This window comes from Pseudomonas sp. LBUM1664, from assembly GCF_059695895.1.
The window spans coordinates 3,641,165-3,661,135 of sequence record NZ_CP166791.1; the positions used below are offsets into that span (position 1 = coordinate 3,641,165).

Below are 19,971 nucleotides of genomic sequence, written 5' to 3' on the forward strand. Positions count from 1 at the left end.
AGAGGCGATACCTTGTTTTAATCGTTACATAACAGTTACTTAAGAGTTATCCACCTAAAGCGCTGGATGTCTTGGCAGATCAACACGCTGCCAACCTGCCAGGGCGGCAGGCAGTGGCAGCCGTGGGTGATGCAACGGATGACTAAGCCAAACCTTGTTCTTTCAGGCGCCTGTACAAAGTGCGTTCGCTAATGCCCAGGTGTTTGGCCAGTTCGCTGCGGGTACCTTTAAAAGTGGCCAGCACCTGGGCCAGTGTGCCGCTGTCGAAAGAAACCGCAGTAGCGATCCGGGGAGAGATTGCGGTGGGGGCCAGGGGCAAATGCACGGAGTGAATAACGCCGTCATCCGCGAACAGACTGGCTCTTTCCAGAACATTGCGTAGCTCACGGATATTGCCCGGCCAGGAAAACCGCTGCAATTGCATCAGGGCATCGGCGTCGATCGTCAGCCGGCGCTTGCCCGTACCGGAACGTTGCAGAAACGAATTCACCAGCAATCCGATGTCTTCAATACGGTTGCGCAAGGGAGGTAAGTGAATGGGAAATACACTGATGCGGTAGTACAAGTCTTGCCTGAACTCACCCTTCTCCATCATTTTTTCCAATGGTTTGTGAGTGGCAGCAACCAACCTGAAATTCGCGTGCAGGGTCTCTACGCTGCCGACACGGCGATACGTGCCAGATTCAATCAGCCGCAGCAGTTTCACCTGCATGGCCAGCGGAACGTCGCCAATCTCATCAAGAAACAGCGTACCGCCCTGGGCCGTTTCAACCAGGCCGGGCTTGCGCATGGTGGCGCCCGTGAACGCCCCCTTCTCATGGCCGAACAGCTCGCTCTCGAACAACGTTTCGGTCAAGCCAGAGCAATCAACGACCACGAAGGGTCCAGTGGCCCGATCACTGGTTTCATGTACGGCGCGAGCGAACAATTCCTTGCCCGTGCCGGACTCTCCCAGCAGCAATACCGGCAACATGGATGGCGCTACCCGCTGCAATTGCGACAGGGCCTGGTTGAACGCGGGAGAACTGCCCACCAGCCCCTCATTGCTAGGCCGCGCTGATGCGCTGCGCACCTGGGTAAGACGCTCCACATAAGCGGTGATGTCGCCGTGTTCATCCAGGATCGGACGCAGTTCAACATCGACGTGTTCAGGGCCGCGGGGCGTGTGGTGAATGTGCAAGACCCGGTCCGGGCCGCGCATTTCCCTCGCCTTTTTCATCGGGCAATGCTCTCCCGCCTGATCGCAAGGGACATCGTAGTGATGGGAAACCCGATAGCACTTATGGCCAATAAAAGGTTTATCGGCGCTGCCGAACTGACGCAGGTAAGCCGTGTTGGCCGCCAGGATGTTGTAATCGGGATCGAGCACAATCATCGGCTGAGGCTCGTGCTCAAGAAACGAAACCAGTGACTGCACCTGGTCCGGATGCGGAAGCGTGTTATGCGGGGTCGGCAGGATATTGGCCATCGTGGCTCCTGTGAATCCATCCAGACTAAGGTGACGCTGCCACTATGCCAACAAACACTGCCAATGGCAGTCATTTTGTAGGAGCGGTAAAAAACTCAAAACCAGAAACCCAATAAAAAATTAATTAAATCATATGGTTAAACATAGACTCTTGTTTAACGAAGGCATGGCAAACTTATTGCTATACCAGTTCTTCGAGCGGGTCGGCTAGGGCCCAAGGAGACCGATCATGACCGTAACACTGCACGTCGAAGGATTCTTTGATCCTGCCACCCATACTGTCAGCTATCTTGTGCTGGATGAAACGACCCGCCACTGCGCACTCGTGGACAGCGTACTGGATTACGACCCTAAGTCAGGCCGTACTGCGACGGCGACGGCCGACAAGTTAATGGCCAGAGTGGCCGAGCTGGACGCGAAGGTCGAATGGATTCTTGAAACCCATGTCCATGCCGACCACCTCACAGCCGCGCCGTACCTTAAGGAAAAGCTCGGCGGCAAAATTGGGATAGGTAGCCGGATAGCCACCGTGCAAGAAGTCTTTGGCACGTTGTTCAACACCGGTAGCGACATGGCCCGCGATGGTAGTCAGTTCGATCACCTGTTCGTGAATGAAGAAGCTTTTGCCATTGGTACGCTGCAATGCCACGCACTCCATACTCCGGGCCACACACCCGCTTGCATGACCTATGTCATCAGCAATGGCAAGGAAACGGCTGCATTCATCGGCGACACTTTGTTCATGCCTGACTACGGCACCGCTCGTTGTGATTTCCCCGGTGGCGACGCCCGCACATTGTTCCAATCCATCAACAAGGTGCTGAGTCTGCCGGCCGACACCGTCCTTTACACCTGCCACGATTACCAGCCTGGAGAGCGCGAGGTGCAGTTCGCCAGCACCGTGGCCGAGCAACGCGCCGACAATGTCCATGTCCGTAACGGCATCAGTGAGGAAGAATTCGTGGCGATGCGCACCAAGCGTGATGCATCGATGGAGATGCCGACGCTGATCCTGCCATCGGTGCAGGTCAACATGCGCGCCGGACACTTTCCCGAGCCTGAATCGAACGGCACGCGCTACTTGAAGATCCCGCTCGATGTGCTCTGACGTCCCCCTCCCCCAATAAGAAAAATATCCATCACGGAGACCATTATGGACATCCGCCACCTTGCGCCAGGCTTATCGGTATCAGAACAGGTTTTTCCCAGCCAATTGGTTGAACTGAAAAACACCGGCTTTCGCGCCATCGTGTGTAACCGCCCGGATGGCGAAGGCAGCGATCAACCGTTGTTTGCCGAAATCAAACGTGTGGCTCAGGCGATGGGCATTGAAGCGCACTACCTTCCCGCTGAATCAGGCAAGGTCACCGACGAGCAAGGCGTTGCCTTCGGTAAATTATTTGAATCGCTTCCAAAACCGGTGTTGGCGTATTGCCGTTCCGGCATGCGCTCGACCACGATGTGGGCGCTGTCACAAGCGAGCCACCAGCCCTTGCCACAGATCGTTGAAACCGCCAAGAAGGCCGGGTTCGACATGAAGGGGGTCATTCGCCGGATTGCCAATAACGGACGTACGCCTGTTGAAGTGGCCGAGGCCGAGCATGCCGTGGTCATTATCGGTGGCGGCGCGGCGGGTATTGCGACGGCATCGAGTTTATTGGCACGCGAGCCTGGACTCGACATTGCCATTATCGACCCGGCAGATGTTCACTACTACCAGCCGGGCTGGACGCTTGTCGGCTGCGGCGTTTTCGAGGCCCCCCAGACTGCCCACACAATGGGCAAAACCATTCCTCGCGGCGTGCATTGGATCAAAGCCGCCGTAGCCGCTTTCGAACCCGAAAGAAATGCCGTCATTCTCGATGGATGCAGAGTCGTGCGGTACGAACAGTTAGTGGTGTGTCCTGGCCTCAAACTCGATTGGCATGCCATTGAAGGCTTATCGGAAACCCTGGGGCGCAATGGCGTAACTTCAAACTACCTGTATCACCTCGCGCCCTATACCTGGGAACAGGTACAGCAACTGCGCAGTGGCCGAGCCATATTTACACAACCGCCCATGCCGATTAAATGTGCTGGAGCCCCTCAAAAAGCGATGTATATGTCTGCTGACCACTGGAAACGTGAAGGGGTACTCAGCCATATCGAGATCGACTTCTGCAGCGCCGCAGCAGTGCTGTTCGGTGTTCCCGACTACGTGCCGGCCCTGATGGAATACATCAGGGCCTATGGCATAGACCTGAATTTCGGCAGCACGCTGACCCGCGTTGATGGGCCCGCGCAGACGGCCACCTTCAGTTGCGTTAAAGCCGATGGCAGTGCCCACCTGGTGACTCACGACTTCGACCTGCTGCATGTGGTGCCCCCACAGGTTGCGCCCGATTTCATCCGCGTCAGCCCCCTCGCCGATGCGGCTGGCTGGATTGATGTCGACCCTGACACCCTGCGTCATAAAACCTGGGCGAATATTCACGCACTCGGTGACGCTACCAATTCCAGCAACGCCAAAACCGCTGCAGCAGCGCGTAAACAGGCGCCCGTGGTTGCCCATAACGTGCTGCTGGCAATGGGTAAAACCAAAGGCAGTGCCCATTACGACGGTTACGGATCCTGCCCGCTGACCGTTGAACGGGGCAAGATCGTACTGGCGGAATTCACCTATGGCGGTAAGGTCGCTCCCAGTTTTCCGTCCTGGCTGATTGACGGTACCCGGCCATCGAGGCTGGCGTGGCTGCTCAAAGAGCGGATTCTTCCACCGCTGTATTGGAAGGGAATGCTCAGGGGTCATGAGTGGTTGGCGAAACCAGAGATGGCGGACTTATGAAATCAGACCACCCAGCAAGGAGACTGAGATGATCGCAGCCTTGCTGCTCGGGTTCACCGTGGGTGTGATTCTGGCGTTGACCGGCGCTGGTGGAGGCATACTGGCTGTTCCATTGCTGGTGTTTGGCGTGGGATTGAACATGGCCCAAGCAGGTCCGATCGGTTTACTCGCGGTGGGTTTAGCCGCCACCCTGGGTGCCGTGATGGGCCTCAGAAACGGCACCGTACGCTATAAGGCCGCACTTCTGACTGCGGGCGCGGGGATCGTCTGCTCCCCACTTGGCCTTTGGTTGGCCCAGCGCACACCGAACCGTCCGTTGACAATCATGTTTGCCCTTTTGCTGATGTACGTGGCATACCGGGCCTTTCAAAAATCATTGCCCTCTTCTGCTCAATCAAAGGCATCGGCCCCGCACAAACCACCGCCCTGTGTATTGGATGAAAACCGCGGCAAGCTGAATTGGACCGCCCCCTGTGCATGGGCGCTCACAATGTCCGGCATAGTCGCGGGTGGGCTTTCCGGTTTACTCGGTGTGGGCGGCGGCTTTGTGATGGTGCCGGCACTCCAGCGATACACCAATCTGACAACACAGTCGGTGCTTGCGACGTCGCTAACCGTTATTGCACTGGTTTCGATTTCCGGGGTTGTAGCGAGTTCGGCAGCGGGGCATCTGCAATGGGCGATTGCTGTTCCGTTTTCCCTTGGAGCACTCATCGGCATGCTCGGCGGGCGTCTGGTCGCTGCAAGGCTGTCGGAGCCACACTTACAAAAAGGGTTTGCCATTCTATCTGCGCTGGTTGCAGTGGCCCTGCTTGTAAAAGCATTTAGCTGATTGAACTTCACCCTTTTGTATCGGAGAAATTTCATGAGTGTTGACTGGCTCAACTTCACACCATGGTCATCCCTTGCAGGCGGTGCCTTGATCGGCCTGGCTGCCAGCCTGTTCGTCGTTGCCAATGGGCGTATCGCCGGCATCAGCGGCCTGATCGGCAGCCTCCTGGAGCGTGGTGGCGAGGGCGTGAGTGAGAAGGCCCTGTTTCTTCTGGGGCTGCTTGTCGCACCGCTTTTATGGGGCTTGTTTGCCATCGTGCCGCAGATCGAGTTCCAGAGTGGCTGGCCAGGTCTTGTCGCCGCAGGCCTATTGGTGGGCATTGGCACACGCTACGGTTCGGGCTGCACGAGTGGTCATGGGGTGTGCGGTATATCGCGTCTTTCACCGCGCTCGATGGTCGCCACGGCGTGTTTCATGTTCAGCGGTTTCGCGACGGTGTTTGTCCTGCGTCATGGGCTGGGGGGTTGAACATGCTCAAACTGACTGCATTCATTGCCGGCCTGCTGTTCGGCTTCGGCCTGCTCCTGGCGGGTATGGCCAACCCGAAAAAAGTACTGGCCTTCCTGGATTTGACCGGTGCCTGGGACCCTTCCCTGGCCTTAGTGATGATCGGGGCGATTGGCATAGCCATTGGCCCACTTACCTGGGCACGCCAGCAGTCCCGTTCACTGCTGGGAAGCCCGATGCAATTACCGACCAAGCGCGAGCTGGACCCACGCTTGATCGTCGGCAGCCTGGTGTTTGGCATCGGCTGGGGAATAGCGGGCATCTGTCCTGGTCCCGCAGTGGCAATCCTGCTGAGCGGACACTGGCAAGTCATCGTGTTCATGCTGGCCATGTTGGCTGGCATGTTGTTGTTCACTGCGCTGCAGACTCGGCGCAGCCATTGATCGGGAGATCAGCATGAAAGCCAATATCGGAACAATTGATCGTAGCCTGCGTATTGCCGCGGGGCTTGTTCTCATTGCCCTGAGCCTGACCGGCGTGATCGGCTTGTGGGGCTGGATCGGCCTGGTGCCGTTGGCAACTGGCCTGTTTCGTTTCTGCCCGGTCTATACCTTGTTGGGCATCAGGACGTGCAAACGGTACTGAGGTGGTGACTGCGCTGTTTTTTTGGAGGGGCTCATGACGTTAGACGCAGACATTGGAGCCACTCCATGGATTCCCCTCCAGCCTCGATCCAAGGTTCGCCGCCATGACCCACTCACTCTGGCCCGTTAGACGTTGTCATTAAGCGTGCAACCGAGCGCTGGAAAGCGCAGCGACGCGGCGAATAGCTCATATAGAAGCATTGTTGATGTAGCTCAATGATTTTCCGGCACGCAGGCGTAGAAAACACTGACCGTGCACTCTCGGTCCGTCATCTATACCGAATCAGTCAGAGGCTATCGTCATGAACGACTTGAGCTTGCGAAACATGATTTTGGATGAACTCCAATTCCTGCCTGAAATCGACGCCACCAATATTGGAGTGACCGTGGACAACGGCGTTGTCACCCTCTTTGGTCACGTCAGCAGCTACGCCCAGAAAATCAGCGCTGAGCACGCAGTCAAAAGCATCAAGGGGGTGCGCGCCGTAGCCGAAGAAGTCCAGGTCCGACTGGAGAAAGGCGCCGGCACGGCAGACGACACCATTGCGAGCCGCGCCTTGAACATCATCAACTGGAGCTGCGACGTACCCGAAGGCGACATCAAAGTCATCGTGCAAACCGGTTGGATTACCCTGGAGGGCGTGGTGGACTGGCAGTATCAGAAAGAAACCGTGGAAAAGGCCGTACGCAAGCTGTCCGGTGTGGTCGGCGTGGACAATCGGCTCACCCTCCGTCCCCGGGCGAACGCCGGCGATATCCAGCGTCGCATTGAAAAGTCACTCAAACGCAGTGCCGAAGTGGATGCCGATAGTATTCACGTCAAGGTCGAAGGCGATGTGGTGAGGCTCGAAGGCAAGGTACATCTATGGCGTCAGCGTAAGATAGCGGAACGAGCGGCCTGGTCAGTACCGGGCGTCAAGGAGGTGAACAATCATCTACTGCTTGCCTGAGTCAGTGCTCCGGGGCCTGGCACGCTGCGGTATTGATCGACTTATTTGACGTCCTTTAGATAGGATCGCCATCTACCCGCCCTGCCAAAGGTTAGCCATGCTCATCGTCACACTGATTAATACACTGGTGGTAATCATCGTTGTGGTGATCCACTACGAATGCCTGCTACGTCTGAATGACTGGCTGCCCCAACTCAAGATTTGGAGGCGATTTCGAATTGTTGTCGGGGTATTCGGTGCGCTGATGGCGCACGCCATGGAGGTCTGGTGCTTCGCGATAGTTTATTACCTGCTGGCACGCTCCGGCGAATGGGGAACCCTGACGGGTAACTTCGATGGTTCGCTGATGGACTGTGCGTACTTTTCCTTCACCACTTACACGACCATCGGCTTCGGTGACATTTCTCCGGTGGGCAACCTTAAATACCTCACCGGCGTGCAGGCACTGACCGGCCTGGTACTTATCAGTTGGACGGCATCGTTTCTGTTTCTGGAAATGCAAAAGTACTGGAGTCACAAGTAAATCCTCTGCGCAGCCCGTGCACCCAGAACATTAGCCAATCGTGGGTCTTGCAGGAGAACGGCCTTGATAAAGACTTCCTGACCCAAGGCAACCGTCTAACTTGGCTTTATTGCCGTAGGCATGGCCATCCGAGTGCAGGCATAGAGCAACACACCCACAAAGAGCAAGGCTGCGCCGCGAAGCCAGGTTTCCAGGCTCTGTTGGCTAAGCAAGATCAAGCACGACACGATAGCCAGAACCGGTACCCAGGTCGGTACCCGGAAATGGTCTTCCACAACCGTGTCACGCCTTAACACCAGTACCGCCAGATTGGTGCTCAGAAATACGAACAGCAGCAGTAGAACGACTGTCTCGGCCAATGTGGCGAGGGTGCCGGTCAGCGTCAACGCGATTGATACGAGCGTGGTGGCGATGATCGCGACCCACGGTGTGCGCCTCGTGGGCAATACCTTCGCCAGAGAGTCTGGCAATAGCCCCAGGCACGCCATCCCATAGGTGAGCCGACTGGCCATGATCATGGTCAGAAGCGCTCCGTTAGCAACCGCTATGAGGGCTATGAAGGCAAACACGCGAGGTGGAACGCTCAACCCCGACGCCCGAACGACCTCAAGTAACGGTGCCGAAGTCGCGACCAGTTTCTCCATAGGCAACACCGATGAAGCCGCCACGCCAACGGTCATGTAAACAATGCCAGCGGTCAGCAACGCCGCGAACAGGGCACGCGGATAGACGTGTCGCACGTCTCGTATTTCTTCGGCGAGATTGGCGGAGGTTTCAAAGCCAACAAACGAATAGAAAGCCAGCAACGCCGCTCCCAACACCGCCAGCACCGGGCTGATCCCGGGCTTGAATTGCAAGGCGTTCCCCAGGTCTGCATGCCCTGATCTGAAGAACCAGGCAGCGGCAACGATGACCAAAATCAGGCCTGACAGCTCTATGACCGTCATCACTAAATTCGCCCGCAGGGATTCTTCTATTCCCCGGGCATTCAAGAGCGCTATCGCCACCAAAAAAACCAACGCAGCGACGTGGGGTGAGACATGAACAAAGGCTGCAAGGTAATCCCCTGCGAAGGCCAGCGAAAGGCCGGCAGCGCTTGTGACAGCTGCCGCAAGCATGGAAAAGCCGACCAGGAAGGAAATGAGCGGTGACTTGAACGCCTTCTCAGCGAACACCGAAGCCGCACCCGCATGGGGATACTTCGTGACCAGCTCGGCATACGAACCGGCCGTCAGCATTGCGAAAAATAAGGCGACCAATAACGGCACCCAGATTGCGCCGCCGACTTCCCCGGCTATCGTCCCGGCAAGCGCATAAACGCCCGCGCCGAGCACATCGCCAAGAATGAAAAGAAACAGCATCGGTCCCGTTACGGCACGTCGCAATGTGGTCCTGGATTGGGGCGGCGTCACATTCATGTTCTGGCTCTTGGCAACGGACATACGTTTACTGAACACCTCGCGTAACGCCAGGCAGCTGCATGACTCTCTGAGCAGTGGAAATATTTGCCAGACGAAAGTTCAGTCATGTTGCCTCGGCGTGTGCCGCGCCGCTCGTCACCCCAGACAGCTATACGTCGCTGCGCCGAGAGGGTGTAGGAAAACTGTCATCTGCAAGTTCTAGCCTGAAGGTTCGGGCCAACTTGAGGTGTATATGGAACATTCCCTTCACACTACGCCAGCGGCTATCCACCCTCGCCTCGACCACCGCATGGGCCCGCTTACTCTATTACTGTTTGCCGTAGCGCTGGTGGGCGGGCTTACATTCAGCGCCTGGGGGGTCTTCCAGGATGTCGATGAGGCTGGCGCCGTTGTCACCACATGGCTGCCGTATGGCCTGTTGGCATTGGCCCTGATGATTGCCCTCGGTTTCGAATTCGTTAACGGCTTTCATGACACGGCCAACGCGGTCGCGACGGTCATCTATACCCACTCCTTGCCGGCCAATGTTGCGGTGGTCTGGTCGGGGCTGTGTAATTTCACCGGCGTGCTGCTCTCCAGTGGTGCCGTGGCGTTCGCCGTCATTGCCTTGCTGCCGGTGGACATGATTCTGCAGGTGGGCTCCAGCAACGGCTTCGTGATGATTTACGCCCTGCTGATCGCCGCCATCATCTGGAACCTCGGCACCTGGTGGATGGGATTACCGGCGTCCTCTTCTCACACATTGATCGGTTCCATCCTCGGTGTCGGCATCGCGAGCGCCTGGCTCGACGGGCGCTCAGGCTTGCAAGGCGTTGATTGGTCGCAGGTCACCAAAGTCGGGTATGCGCTATTGATTTCGCCGCTGGTAGGGTTCGTTTGCGCCGCCGGCTTGTTGCTACTGATGCGTCTGTTGGTCAAACAGAAAGAGCTTTATCAAGAGCCCGTTAACAATCAACCGCCTCCGGCCTGGATTCGAGGCCTGCTGATTCTCACGTGCAGCGGCGTTTCGTTCGCTCACGGCTCTAATGACGGGCAGAAAGGCATGGGCCTGATCATGTTGATCCTGGTGGGCACATTGCCCATGGCTTATGCCCTCAATCGCGCCGTACCGGTGACTCAGACCACCCAATTCGTCGCCGTGGCTCAAGTGACCCACGATGGGTTGGCCAAGGCTGTACCGGCGCCCTCTCCCGCTGATCCGCGCGCGGTCCTGCTTGAATATGTGCGCAGCCGCGAAGCACCTCCGGATTTGGTGCCGGCCTTGACCGGTGTGGTTGACCTGATCGCCAAGGAAGTTCGTAGCTACGGCACCTTGAACAACGTGCCATCGCAGGCCATGAACAATGTGCGTAACGACATGTTCCTCACGTCTGAAAGCATCCGGTTGATGAACCAGCAAAAGCTGCTGGATTTCCCGCCGGATACCCGCGAGAACCTCAACGAATTCAAACGGCAGATAGACGAAGCCACACGATTCATCCCGTTCTGGGTGAAAGTTGCGGTGGCCATTGCCCTGGGCCTCGGAACGCTGGTTGGATGGCGACGTATCGTGGTCACCGTAGGAGAGAGAATTGGCAAAAGCCACCTGACCTACGCCCAAGGCGCTAGCGCCGAGATCGTGACCATGGCGACCATTGGCGCTGCCGATGCGTTCGGACTGCCCGTTTCGACGACGCACGTTTTGTCCTCGGGCGTCGCCGGGGCAATGGCGGCGAATGGCAGCGGCATCCAAATGGCGACGGTGCGAAACCTGTTGCTCGCCTGGGTGTTCACCTTGCCGGCGGCCATGCTGTTGTCCGCCGGCCTGTATACGCTCTTCCACGCCATATTTTGAGTGCGCGCCATGAAGCCCCTGCGAACGTCAATTGTCACTGTCGATAACAGTGCGCTGCAATCGGCGCTGAAAACCTTGCTGTTCCTGCGTAGAAGAATGCACAGCGCTGCGAACACCGGGGTTGATCTATCGCACATTCATGAAAGCTATCGCGCCAGCGCAATGAATCTTCTCAGCTACCTGGCGCTGAGACAGCACGACATCCGACTTTTGCAGACCCAACTGGCTGAGCTTGGCCTGTCCTCGCTCGGACGATGCGAACGAAATGTACTGGGCTCGGTAAATCGAGTCATCGACGTGCTGCAACGCCTGATATCGGCCACCGAGGACATTGATTGCTCACCTGTGGAGGATGATCCAATCGCTGGCACCTCTTCATTGCAAGATCACGGTCTTGCGCTGTTCGGTGATCAGCCACGGGACAGGACCATTCGGGTTATGGTCACCATGCCGACCGAGGCTGCCGACGACTACATCATGGTGGAGCGAATGCTCGCCGCAGGCATGAATTGCCAACGGATCAATTGCGCACATGACGGCCCTGAAGTCTGGTTGAAAATGATCGAGCACCTTCGCCGTGCCAGCCACACATTGGGTGAGCCTTGCCAAGTGGTCATGGACCTCGCCGGGCCGAAGCTGCGCACGGGGCCTACGGCGGCACTCGCCGTGATGAAGGTCCGGCCAGCCCGCAATGCCTTGGGGAAAGTCCAGACGCCAGCCAGGGTGTACCTGACTTCCCGTCCGGTCGGTGGCGACAAATGGCTGCAGGTCCCAAAAAAATGGCTCAAGGAACTTCAGGTCGGCGACGTGTTGAAATTCAGGGACGCGCGCGACGCCAAGCGCAAGCTGAAAGTCATTGAAATTGATGATGACGGGGGCTGGGTCGAGTTGCACAAAACCGCCTACATTGTCCCTGGCACCGTTCTGAAAGTGAAAACCTCCCGTGGCCGAAAATCTTCGGCCACGGTCATCGCTACGCCCCTTGAGCCTTGCTCGATCAAACTCAATGAGGGCGACCTGCTGAAGCTGACCCTGGGTGAACAGGAGGGCCAACCCGCCCGTTTCGATGAAAACGGGGAGCTGATCTCGCCGGCCCAAATAAGCTGCAGCGCGGCGGCGGTATTCAACGCGGCCAATGGCGACCCCATCTGGTTTGATGATGGCAAAATCGGTGGCGTCGTCGTGTCCGGTTCCGACGACACACTGCTCATCAAGATCCACCATGCCCCAAATGGGGCGAAGCTCAAAGCTGACAAAGGGATCAACCTCCCCTCCACCGATCTCAAGTTCGACGCGCTCTCAGCCGACGATTTACAGGCACTGGCGTTTGCCGCAGAGCATGCTGATATCGTCGAAATGTCGTTCGTGAATCAGGCTGAAGATGTCAGAGCGTTGCTGGCCCAGCTCAACCGCCTGCATGCACACCACCTGGGTGTGGTGTTGAAAATCGAAACCCGTCGTGGCTTCGAGAATCTTCCAGAATTGCTGCTCGCGGGCATGCAGGTACCACGGTTGGGCGTGATGATTGCTCGCGGTGACCTGGCGGTCGAAACCGGGTTCGAACGGACGGCGGAGCTGCAAGAGGAAATGCTGTGTCTGTGCGAAGCGGCTCACGTTCCGGTGATCTGGGCAACCCAGGTTCTCGAGACGCTGGCCAAGACCGGAGCACCCACCCGAGCGGAAATCACCGATGCCGCGATGGGTGTGCGCGCCGAGTGCGTGATGCTCAATAAAGGCCCTCACATCCTCAAAGCCATTACCACGCTCGACGACATACTCAAGCGGATGCAACAGCATCACGACAAGAAACGCGACTTGATGAAGAAGTTGCGTGTGGCCACATTGCCCGATCAGTAATTCGCCGACTCAGGGCCTCTTGCGCCAGCCTGGAGATTCAACATCCATAGTTCGACACGCTTCGAAGTGAAGGACTCATCGGGACCCTAACCTATGAGCCAACATGGAGGAGATGGCGATGAAGCACACGCGTTTTTTTGGAAAGACCGTACTGACCTGTACGTTCATCCTGGCAATTGTCGGTTGGGGGGTCGGTTTCTACGGTCCGCCCATCTATATGCAGGCGGTCATGGCACGCACGGGCTGGCCCGTCGCCCAAGTGTCGGCGGCCGTTACCCTGCACTTTCTCAGTGGCACGCTGGTCATCGCCAACCTGCCGAGGCTTTACGCACGCTTCGGTGTGCCGGTTATCACCTTGCTGGGCACTGTCGTACTGGGGATCGGGGTCAATACCTGGGCTCAGGCAAACCTGCTATGGGTGTTGTATGCCGGGGCCATCTGCTCGGGGATCGGCTGGGTGACGTTGGGCGCGGCGGCCGTCAATACCTTGATTGCTCCCTGGTACATCAAGGAGCGGCCCAAGGCCCTGGGCAAGGCTTACAACGGCGCCAGCATGGGCGGGGTCATCTTCTCGCCGTTGTGGGTGTTGTTGATTGAACGGTTTGGCTTTGCCACGGCGGCGTTGATGATCAGCGTCGCGGCCGTGGTGCTCATCGCCAGCTTCGCCTTCCTGGTGTTCGACAAAAGCCCACAAAGCCTGGGTCAGCACCCCGACAACGTAGACCAACCGGAACCCGTTAAGACCAACGCCAGCGCCGCCCCCTGGACCACGGCGCAGACCCTTGAATCGGCAAGTTTTCGGACCCTGGCAGCCGGCATGTCCCTGGGGCTATTCGCACAGATCGGTTTGATCGCCCATCTGTATTCGATCCTGGCGCAACGCATGGGCGCACACGACGCCTCATTCGCCATGGGCCTGGCCACCGCCAGCGCCATGGGCGGGCGCTACGTCGCCGCACGCCTGATGACCCAAGGCGCCAACCGTCGCCAATTGGCCTGCCTGAGTTATGCCATCCAGATGCTGGGAACCCTGATGCTCCTCGGCCTGGACATTCATCCGGCGCTGGCCTGGGCGGCGGTAGCGCTGATCGGTTCGGGGATCGGCAACGCTACCTCATTGCCGCCGCTGATCGCGCAGACCGAGTTCAGCCGCGAACACACCGCCAAGGTGATCGCGTTGATGGTCGCCATCAGTCAAGCCACCTACGCCTTCGCCCCGGCGTTCTTTGGCTTGATCCGCGCGGCCTTTACCGACCCGGGCCAGGCCATTACCGCCATCGTGATGGCTGCCGTCGCGGTACAGGTGCTTGCGATCCTGTCGTTCTACAGGGGGGCGGCCACCCGTCCATTCAAGCAAACCTTGTACTGACCCCTCTCCTCAGCCAGGCAGTGCGTTGGAACACCCTTGAGCTTTACTGGCTCAGCGCCTGGCTGAAGGACGTATCGACAATCCCAGCGGTGGCCAGCGGAGCCGGCAGGGCCTTGACCTTAAACAGGAAGTCCGCGGTGCTCTGCAGGTCGGCGGCGGCCTGCTGGTCCACCGGGCCGACGCTCATGTGCGCCTGGCGCAGCCAATGGCGCGAGACATTCTGGTCGAGGTTAGCCTTTTTCGCCCACAGGTCGGCGTACTGGTCGGTGTTGTTGTCGACCCAGGCGCGCGCCTGTTTCACGCGGCCAAGGAAGTCGGCGATGGCTTCACGCTTGCTGTCGATGGCCGAGGTCGAGGCGGCGATGGCACTAAGGCCGGGCATCAGGTTTTTCGCGGTCAGGATCGGCCGGGCGCCGGAAAACAGAATCTGTTGCGAGATATAGGGTTCCCACACAGGGAAAGCGTCGATGCTGCCTTGGGGCAAGGCTGCGGCGGCGTCGATCGGCATCAACTTGATGAACTCGACATGGTTCTCCGGCAAACCGGCTTGCTCCAGGGCGCGCAGGGTCAGTTGCTGGCTCCAGGCGCCGGGCCAGTAGGCAACCTTCTTGCCTTTGAGGTCGGCGATGGTTTTGACCGGCGAGTCCTTGGGTACCAGCAAGGCGATGGTGTCCGGGTTCTGCCGCGAGACGCCAATCAACTTCACCGGTGCCTGTTTGGCCGCCAGGAAGAGAAAGCCCGAATCGCCAAGAAAACCCAGGTCCAGGGCGCCAATGTTCAACGCCTCGGCCAGGGGCGCGGCGGCCTGGAAGTGTTTCCAATCGACGCTATAGGGCGCACCTTCGAGCATACCCGAGGCCTCCACCGACGCCCGTACATTGTAGTAGTTCTGGTCGCCAACGTGCAGTACCAGCGGCTCGCAAGCCTGGGTCAGAGGCGCGGCGAACAGCGTACTGACCAGCAGACGGCGCAGGCGTAGGGAGAGCTTCATGCGAAATTCCTGAATGTATGGGAAAGCGAATTAAATAGAACATAACGCTCTTACAGTCAGGTTTTGAAATTCTAAAAAAGAATAAGCTAATAGACGCAAACCACCGTCGACACTAAGAACACAAAGGAATTAATTAATAAATAATCAGTATTTATAGCTATAAAAATAAATACGTACTCTCAGCTCATCCCGTCCATTGGTCACGACAGTGAAGTGCCTTATGAAACCAACTGACAACGTTATCGACTTCGTCCTGTTCCGCAAACGCAAGCAGGCCCAACAACTGGCCCGGGCCATGTGGGAGATGTACGCGCGTAACGCCGGTTATCAGGCGTTTCAGTGGGTTCAGGCGGCCCAGACGACCGGGACGCACCACCCGTGAGCGCCCAGGAACCCTCGCGCTTTCTGGCGAGTGCCGACGAACCCACGCTTGATTTGAACCACCTCGACACCCAGGAGCAAGACCCCATCAGCGAACGGGTCGCGCAGAACCTGCAACGCCTGCGCAGCAAGCGGCATCTTTCCCTCGATGCCCTCGCCCGCCAGTGCGGTGTCAGTCGGGCAATGCTGGCGCAGATCGAATCCGGGCGCAGCGTGCCCTCGATCAAAGTGCTGTGCAAAATCGCCAAAGGCTTGAAGGTTTCGGTGGCCGCGTTTCTTGAGCACCGGGCTTTCGAGGGGGTGGCGGTGCTGTCGGCCAGCCAGAGCAAACGCCTGGTGAGCGCCAATGGCGCCTATGTCAGCCGCGCCCTGTTCCCCTACGATGTTGCGCGCCAGTCGGAGTTTTACGAGCTGCGCCTGAGCCCTCTGGGCGAGGACCAGTCCGAAGGGCACGGGCCTGGCGTTCAGGAGAACCTGGTGGTGTCCCAGGGAGTGCTGGAAATCAGCGTCAACGATGAACGCTACCTGCTCTCCACCGGCGACTCGATTCTGTTTTATGCCGACCAGCCCCACCGTTATCGCAACCCGGCCGACAGTGAAGCGGTGGCGTACCTGGTAGTCACTTACCCTGAGCGCCTGGACTGAAAAGCAGGTATTAAAAAGCCCGGCAGAGTTGACCCTCTGCCGGGCTTTTTCATTGACCGTCGCGACGAATCAGCAGGTGCAGCACATCATCGGCATGCCATTGCAGCTCATCATCATCGGCATGCTGCAGTCGTTCATCATCTTCATCATCAGGGCGCAGCAGTTTTTCATCATGTCCATGTTCATGCCCGCCATCGGCATGACTTTGCACATCATGCAGTCAGCCATCATCGTGCATTCCATCGCGCACATCATCGATGGCATCGGCATGCCCATCATCGACATTGGCATCATCATGCCTGCCATTGGCATGGCCATGCTCGCCGGGGACATGCACATCATGCTCATGTTGGCGCAGTGCATCATCACCGGCATGCCGCAGTTCATCATCATCTGCATCATTTCGGCGCTGTTCTTGAACATGGCCATGTCCATGCCGGCAGCGGGCATCATTTTGCACATCATGCCGTCGTCCATCATTTCACAGGTCATGGTCGCCATCATCATCGGCATGCCCATCATCGGCATCATCGGCATGTGGGTGTTCATCGGCATTTGCATGGCATTCATCATGGTGTGGCTCCCTGTAAGATCGATAGTTGGACTCGCTGATGGGGCGGATTCTAAGCATTGCCCCAAGCCCAGCAAGATGGCGATCAAACAGCGAGAATGAGTGCTCAAGCATCCTTAGCGGGGTGAACGGAACCAGGCTGTCTGCTCCTGCACACTTACCGCGCTGATTGCAGACGCCTTATAAACAACAGCACTGATTTCCCGGTTATCGATATGCGATCAGCGCCTATATAAATAACCGTAAGAAATAATCGTTCTAGGCTTATCCCTTGGACGCCTCGATAGAGCCCCTACTCACCCACCACCCTCGCATACACCGACCGGTCAACATTCCCACCGGAGAGAATCACACCCACCTTTGTTCCCCCCATTGAGTCACGCTCCTGAATGAGCGCTGCCAAGGCTGCCGCGCCTGCGCCTTCAGCGAGATTATGGGTATCGGTGTAATAAATGCGCATGGCCTCGGCAATTTCCTGGTCGCTGACTGAGACGATCCGCGCTGCGGCGGCCCCGTAGATGGCAAAGGCCTCGGGAATGGGCCTGCGCACGGCAAGACCGTCGGCGAAGGTATTCGCCGAGGCGGTTTCGCATATGGCTCCGGCTTCAAACGACAACTTTGCCGCCGCAGCCTCATTGGAAACCACGCCCACCACCTGGGTTTTCAGACCCAAGGCATCGCGTGCGGCGATCACCCCACAAATCCCCGATCCACAGCCAATCGGCACGTAGACGGTATCCAAGTCAGGCACAGCCTGGAACAGCTCGAGTGCATAAGTAGCCACGCCCTTGACCAGCTCGGTGTGAAACGGTGGCACCAAGTAGAGGCCATGTATTTGCGCCAGGCGTGCAGCCTCTTCACGGGCGTCCTCGAAATCACGGCCACACTCAACCACTTCGCCGCCAAAGCCGCGCATGGCGTTGTTCTTTTCTACCGAATTACCTTCCGGCACTACGATCAACGCTCTCAATCCCAGTGCGCTGGCGGCCAGCGCCAGGCTCTGGCCATGGTTGCCGCGAGTAGCCGTGACAATGCCTTTCACCTCTGGATGTGCGCGTTTGAGCCAGTGCATAAAGGTAATGCCGCCACGTACCTTGAAAGCACCTATAGGTGTGTGGTTTTCGTGCTTGACCCAAACAGTGCAACCCAACCGCTCAGCCAACAAAGGCCAGGAATACTGGGCGGTGGCGGGCATTACTTGGTATACGTGGCGAGCAGCTTGTTCGATATCGTCGCGCGTCAGTCTGTGCATGAGTGGCCTCCAGGTTTTGCCCAGTCTAGGCACGGACGCTATAGGCCGGCTTTCAGAAAACTGACCTGACTTTTGCGCGCTCTCTTCATTACCATGGTGTTTATGAGCCATCGAAACCGCCAGCCGCCGCCCCTGACTGAACCGGTCCGTCGTATCGAGGCAGGACCGTGGGTGATCGAATTGTTACCCGGCTCTGCCTATGCGACCCGATATGTCGCGACCCAGGCGGCGATCGGCTTTGCCTTCGAGAGCCAGCGAGGCCTGCACGCCATCGGCAGCGACCGGGTGCAGCCCTTTAATGCCATGCCCAACGGCCTGGCGTTCGTCCCCGCCGAGTGCGACGTATTCTCCGAGTCACCCGAGGGTGGTGAATACCTGCGGGTCATGCGCACCGACGCGATTGTATTGGTGGGGGACCGCGCCTTCAACAATCGCATTGACCCGCCGGCCATAACCCTCGCGCGGCGAATGCGCGGCGCGCTGCTGCAGGCCTCGGTGGAGGACGATTGGGAAGCCTGGGCAATCGGGTTGGCTGAGCGGGTGAAGGGGAGCGAAACGTTGTCGGCACCTCCCCCAGGCGCTATAACCGGCCGCCGGATGCGCCTGCTCGATGAGTTCATTGACGCCGGTCTCGACGGCCCGCTGGGTGTCCCGGCGATGGCGGCGTTGCTTGGATTATCCGAGGGATATTTCATGCGAGCATTCAAGTACGCGACCGGCAAAAGCCCACATAGCTACCTGATCGACCGACGCCTGGCCAAGGCCCGCGCCCTGATGCGCGATTCAACAGCCAGATTGACAGACATTGCCCAAACCTGTGGCTTTAACTCCCAGGCGCACATGACCACGGTCTTCAAGCAACGCCTTGGAGTGAGTCCGGCGCAGTTGCGCAGGTATTCGAGGCCCTGACAGCGCTGGGTTATCCAGTTAAGGGGAGCCACAACCCTGTGCTGCCCATTGAAATTGACGGATTACGATTCAAATTTGCGCGGCGGTTGGGCCCGGCCTTACAAAACACTGTTCCGTGACCCGTCGCCCCCATTGCTGCCCCTCTTGCTCCTGTTCCAACCTGAAGCCGAAATCCTCATAAAGTTTACGAGCAGCATCGAGCCCCTGGAACGTCCAGAGTTTCGTTGCACAAAAGCCCCACTCGTCACAAAACTTCATCGCTTCAGCCAGCAAGCGTCTACCGGCGCCCTTGCCTCGCGCTGAATCATCAAGAATGAAGCAGCGCAGGACCGCGCCGCCGTCCTCTGCTTCGCCGTCGATAGCAATCGAACCGACAATCCGCTCGCCATCCAGAGCCACCCAGACCTCGTTTCGTGGGTTGTGCAAGCGGCCCATCAATTCAGCCATATCCGATGCAACCAGGCTTTCGAACGGCTGGCCGAAGCTCGAATGCCTGGCGTAATAGTCAGCGTGCATTTGCACCATGCGACCAATGACGCCAGGACGGTAGCCTCGGGCAATCGTCAACTGTGCCGAAGGCTGTTGTGTACCGAGCCGATGGGCTTGTAGAGCGACGGCATAGCTGGCAATGCCCTCACACACGGCCTGACGTTGCTCCGGGGTCAGGTGAGCCATGGCCGCGCCGACCCGTTTCGTGGCGAAAGCATCAATGGATCGAAGAGTGTTTTCACCCTGCTCCGTGAGTCGCAACCTTTTGACGCGCGCATCCGCCTCATGGGGGATTTCCTCGATCTCGCCAGCTTCGATGAGCTTGCGAACCATCCGGCTTACGCTGGATTTTTCCAGGCCAAGCAACTCGACAAGCTCTCCCGCCGTCAGTGATTCGCGATTCCCGATCTCCACTATTGTGTGCACAGACGACGGCGGATAACCCGTCGCAGCCAGTGTGGTCTGCATGAACCCCAACTCTCGCACCATGAGACGCGACGCCGAGCGGATTTTGTTAATCAGGTCTGATTCGCAAGGGTTCACGGGGTTCACCTCAAACGAGCA

Annotated in this window: 20 protein-coding genes; 14 read left to right on the forward strand and 6 right to left on the reverse strand. The window is 58.0% G+C overall.

Features of this window, described 5'->3' with window-relative positions; translation table 11 throughout:
- Window positions 1-142: 142 nt before the first annotated feature.
- A complete protein-coding gene (locus ACA047_RS16880) occupies window positions 143-1,468 on the reverse strand; it encodes a sigma-54 interaction domain-containing protein (RefSeq protein ID WP_497351161.1) in 1,326 nt (441 codons plus the stop codon).
- Window positions 1,469-1,697: 229 nt separating this feature from the next.
- Between ACA047_RS16880 and ACA047_RS16885 the strand changes: the two genes are divergently transcribed.
- From ACA047_RS16885 to ACA047_RS16920, 8 genes are all read left to right on the forward strand, one after another.
- Window positions 1,698-2,576, forward strand: a complete 879-nt coding sequence (locus ACA047_RS16885) for an MBL fold metallo-hydrolase (protein WP_497351163.1) — start codon at window positions 1,698-1,700, stop codon at window positions 2,574-2,576.
- Between the two features lie 45 nt (window positions 2,577-2,621).
- Complete coding sequence (locus ACA047_RS16890; protein ID WP_497351165.1) at window positions 2,622-4,292, forward strand: bifunctional protein tyrosine phosphatase family protein/NAD(P)/FAD-dependent oxidoreductase; 1,671 nt, start codon at window positions 2,622-2,624, stop codon at window positions 4,290-4,292.
- Window positions 4,293-4,320: 28 nt separating this feature from the next.
- On the forward strand, window positions 4,321-5,124 hold the full coding sequence (locus ACA047_RS16895) for a sulfite exporter TauE/SafE family protein (protein WP_497351167.1): 804 nt from the start codon (window positions 4,321-4,323) through the stop codon (window positions 5,122-5,124).
- Between the two features lie 33 nt (window positions 5,125-5,157).
- Complete coding sequence (locus tag ACA047_RS16900) at window positions 5,158-5,592, forward strand: YeeE/YedE family protein (protein ID WP_497351169.1); 435 nt, start codon at window positions 5,158-5,160, stop codon at window positions 5,590-5,592.
- Window positions 5,593-5,594: 2 nt separating this feature from the next.
- Window positions 5,595-6,014: a DUF6691 family protein gene (locus tag ACA047_RS16905; protein WP_497351171.1), complete on the forward strand. Its 420-nt coding sequence runs from the start codon at window positions 5,595-5,597 to the stop codon at window positions 6,012-6,014.
- A gap of 13 nt (window positions 6,015-6,027) precedes the next feature.
- Window positions 6,028-6,216 carry a YgaP family membrane protein gene (locus ACA047_RS16910; protein ID WP_497351173.1) on the forward strand — a complete coding sequence of 63 codons (189 nt, stop codon included), beginning with the start codon at window positions 6,028-6,030 and terminating at the stop codon, window positions 6,214-6,216.
- 301 nt (window positions 6,217-6,517) lie between these two features.
- A complete protein-coding gene (locus tag ACA047_RS16915) occupies window positions 6,518-7,165 on the forward strand; it encodes a BON domain-containing protein (RefSeq protein ID WP_497351175.1) in 648 nt (215 codons plus the stop codon).
- 97 nt (window positions 7,166-7,262) lie between these two features.
- Entirely contained in the window at window positions 7,263-7,688 is a 426-nt protein-coding gene (locus ACA047_RS16920) for a potassium channel family protein (protein WP_497351177.1), read from the forward strand.
- A gap of 95 nt (window positions 7,689-7,783) precedes the next feature.
- Here ACA047_RS16920 and ACA047_RS16925 read toward each other — a convergent pair whose 3' ends face one another.
- Entirely contained in the window at window positions 7,784-9,106 is a 1,323-nt protein-coding gene (locus tag ACA047_RS16925) for an APC family permease (RefSeq protein ID WP_497360406.1), read from the reverse strand.
- 235 nt (window positions 9,107-9,341) lie between these two features.
- Here ACA047_RS16925 and ACA047_RS16930 point away from each other — a divergent pair, with 235 nt between their 5' ends.
- From ACA047_RS16930 to ACA047_RS16940, 3 genes are all read left to right on the forward strand, one after another.
- Window positions 9,342-10,943, forward strand: coding sequence for an inorganic phosphate transporter (locus ACA047_RS16930; protein ID WP_497351179.1), 1,602 nt, complete (start codon window positions 9,342-9,344; stop codon window positions 10,941-10,943).
- A 9-nt stretch (window positions 10,944-10,952) separates the two neighbouring features.
- On the forward strand, window positions 10,953-12,800 hold the full coding sequence (locus tag ACA047_RS16935) for a pyruvate kinase (protein ID WP_497351181.1): 1,848 nt from the start codon (window positions 10,953-10,955) through the stop codon (window positions 12,798-12,800).
- 118 nt (window positions 12,801-12,918) lie between these two features.
- Window positions 12,919-14,169: an MFS transporter gene (locus ACA047_RS16940; protein ID WP_497351183.1), complete on the forward strand. Its 1,251-nt coding sequence runs from the start codon at window positions 12,919-12,921 to the stop codon at window positions 14,167-14,169.
- Between the two features lie 43 nt (window positions 14,170-14,212).
- Here ACA047_RS16940 and ACA047_RS16945 read toward each other — a convergent pair whose 3' ends face one another.
- Complete coding sequence (locus ACA047_RS16945; protein WP_497351185.1) at window positions 14,213-15,160, reverse strand: ABC transporter substrate-binding protein; 948 nt, start codon at window positions 15,158-15,160, stop codon at window positions 14,213-14,215.
- A gap of 220 nt (window positions 15,161-15,380) precedes the next feature.
- Here ACA047_RS16945 and ACA047_RS16950 point away from each other — a divergent pair, with 220 nt between their 5' ends.
- Complete coding sequence (locus tag ACA047_RS16950) at window positions 15,381-15,542, forward strand: hypothetical protein (RefSeq protein ID WP_497351187.1); 162 nt, start codon at window positions 15,381-15,383, stop codon at window positions 15,540-15,542.
- 53 nt (window positions 15,543-15,595) lie between these two features.
- Window positions 15,596-16,186, forward strand: a complete 591-nt coding sequence (locus ACA047_RS16955; protein ID WP_497360408.1) for a helix-turn-helix domain-containing protein — start codon at window positions 15,596-15,598, stop codon at window positions 16,184-16,186.
- 69 nt (window positions 16,187-16,255) lie between these two features.
- On the opposite strand, the gene ACA047_RS16960 is transcribed toward ACA047_RS16955, so the two are convergent.
- Together ACA047_RS16960 and ACA047_RS16965 are read right to left on the reverse strand one after the other, a co-directional pair.
- On the reverse strand, window positions 16,256-16,759 hold the full coding sequence (locus ACA047_RS16960) for a hypothetical protein (RefSeq protein ID WP_497351189.1): 504 nt from the start codon (window positions 16,757-16,759) through the stop codon (window positions 16,256-16,258).
- 290 nt (window positions 16,760-17,049) lie between these two features.
- On the reverse strand, window positions 17,050-18,009 hold the full coding sequence (locus ACA047_RS16965) for a threonine dehydratase (RefSeq protein ID WP_497351191.1): 960 nt from the start codon (window positions 18,007-18,009) through the stop codon (window positions 17,050-17,052).
- Between the two features lie 93 nt (window positions 18,010-18,102).
- On the opposite strand from ACA047_RS16965, the gene ACA047_RS16970 reads away from it, so the two are divergent.
- Window positions 18,103-18,918, forward strand: a complete 816-nt coding sequence (locus tag ACA047_RS16970) for a helix-turn-helix transcriptional regulator (protein ID WP_497360410.1) — start codon at window positions 18,103-18,105, stop codon at window positions 18,916-18,918.
- 69 nt (window positions 18,919-18,987) lie between these two features.
- Here ACA047_RS16970 and ACA047_RS16975 read toward each other — a convergent pair whose 3' ends face one another.
- Window positions 18,988-19,896, reverse strand: a complete 909-nt coding sequence (locus ACA047_RS16975) for a bifunctional helix-turn-helix transcriptional regulator/GNAT family N-acetyltransferase (RefSeq protein WP_497360412.1) — start codon at window positions 19,894-19,896, stop codon at window positions 18,988-18,990.
- Window positions 19,897-19,971 lie beyond the last annotated feature (75 nt).

Bases quoted from the DNA above. Each gene is read 5' to 3' on its own strand.
- ACA047_RS16895 (WP_497351167.1), top strand. From the start codon at position 4,321: ATGATCGCAGCCTTGCTGCTCGGGTTCACCGTGGGTGTGATTCTGGCG.
- ACA047_RS16945 (WP_497351185.1), bottom strand. From the start codon at position 15,160: ATGAAGCTCTCCCTACGCCTGCGCCGTCTGCTGGTCAGTACGCTGTTC.
- ACA047_RS16930 (WP_497351179.1), top strand. From the start codon at position 9,342: ATGGAACATTCCCTTCACACTACGCCAGCGGCTATCCACCCTCGCCTC.
- ACA047_RS16920 (WP_497351177.1), top strand. From the start codon at position 7,263: ATGCTCATCGTCACACTGATTAATACACTGGTGGTAATCATCGTTGTG.
- ACA047_RS16970 (WP_497360410.1), top strand. From the start codon at position 18,103: ATGGTGTTTATGAGCCATCGAAACCGCCAGCCGCCGCCCCTGACTGAA.
- ACA047_RS16960 (WP_497351189.1), bottom strand. From the start codon at position 16,759: ATGATGAATGCCATGCAAATGCCGATGAACACCCACATGCCGATGATG.
- ACA047_RS16900 (WP_497351169.1), top strand. From the start codon at position 5,158: ATGAGTGTTGACTGGCTCAACTTCACACCATGGTCATCCCTTGCAGGC.
- ACA047_RS16965 (WP_497351191.1), bottom strand. From the start codon at position 18,009: ATGCACAGACTGACGCGCGACGATATCGAACAAGCTGCTCGCCACGTA.
- ACA047_RS16915 (WP_497351175.1), top strand. From the start codon at position 6,518: ATGAACGACTTGAGCTTGCGAAACATGATTTTGGATGAACTCCAATTC.
- ACA047_RS16935 (WP_497351181.1), top strand. From the start codon at position 10,953: ATGAAGCCCCTGCGAACGTCAATTGTCACTGTCGATAACAGTGCGCTG.
- ACA047_RS16925 (WP_497360406.1), bottom strand. From the start codon at position 9,106: ATGAATGTGACGCCGCCCCAATCCAGGACCACATTGCGACGTGCCGTA.
- ACA047_RS16890 (WP_497351165.1), top strand. From the start codon at position 2,622: ATGGACATCCGCCACCTTGCGCCAGGCTTATCGGTATCAGAACAGGTT.
- ACA047_RS16905 (WP_497351171.1), top strand. From the start codon at position 5,595: ATGCTCAAACTGACTGCATTCATTGCCGGCCTGCTGTTCGGCTTCGGC.
- ACA047_RS16950 (WP_497351187.1), top strand. From the start codon at position 15,381: ATGAAACCAACTGACAACGTTATCGACTTCGTCCTGTTCCGCAAACGC.
- ACA047_RS16940 (WP_497351183.1), top strand. From the start codon at position 12,919: ATGAAGCACACGCGTTTTTTTGGAAAGACCGTACTGACCTGTACGTTC.
- ACA047_RS16975 (WP_497360412.1), bottom strand. From the start codon at position 19,896: ATGGTGCGAGAGTTGGGGTTCATGCAGACCACACTGGCTGCGACGGGT.
- ACA047_RS16885 (WP_497351163.1), top strand. From the start codon at position 1,698: ATGACCGTAACACTGCACGTCGAAGGATTCTTTGATCCTGCCACCCAT.
- ACA047_RS16910 (WP_497351173.1), top strand. From the start codon at position 6,028: ATGAAAGCCAATATCGGAACAATTGATCGTAGCCTGCGTATTGCCGCG.
- ACA047_RS16880 (WP_497351161.1), bottom strand. From the start codon at position 1,468: ATGGCCAATATCCTGCCGACCCCGCATAACACGCTTCCGCATCCGGAC.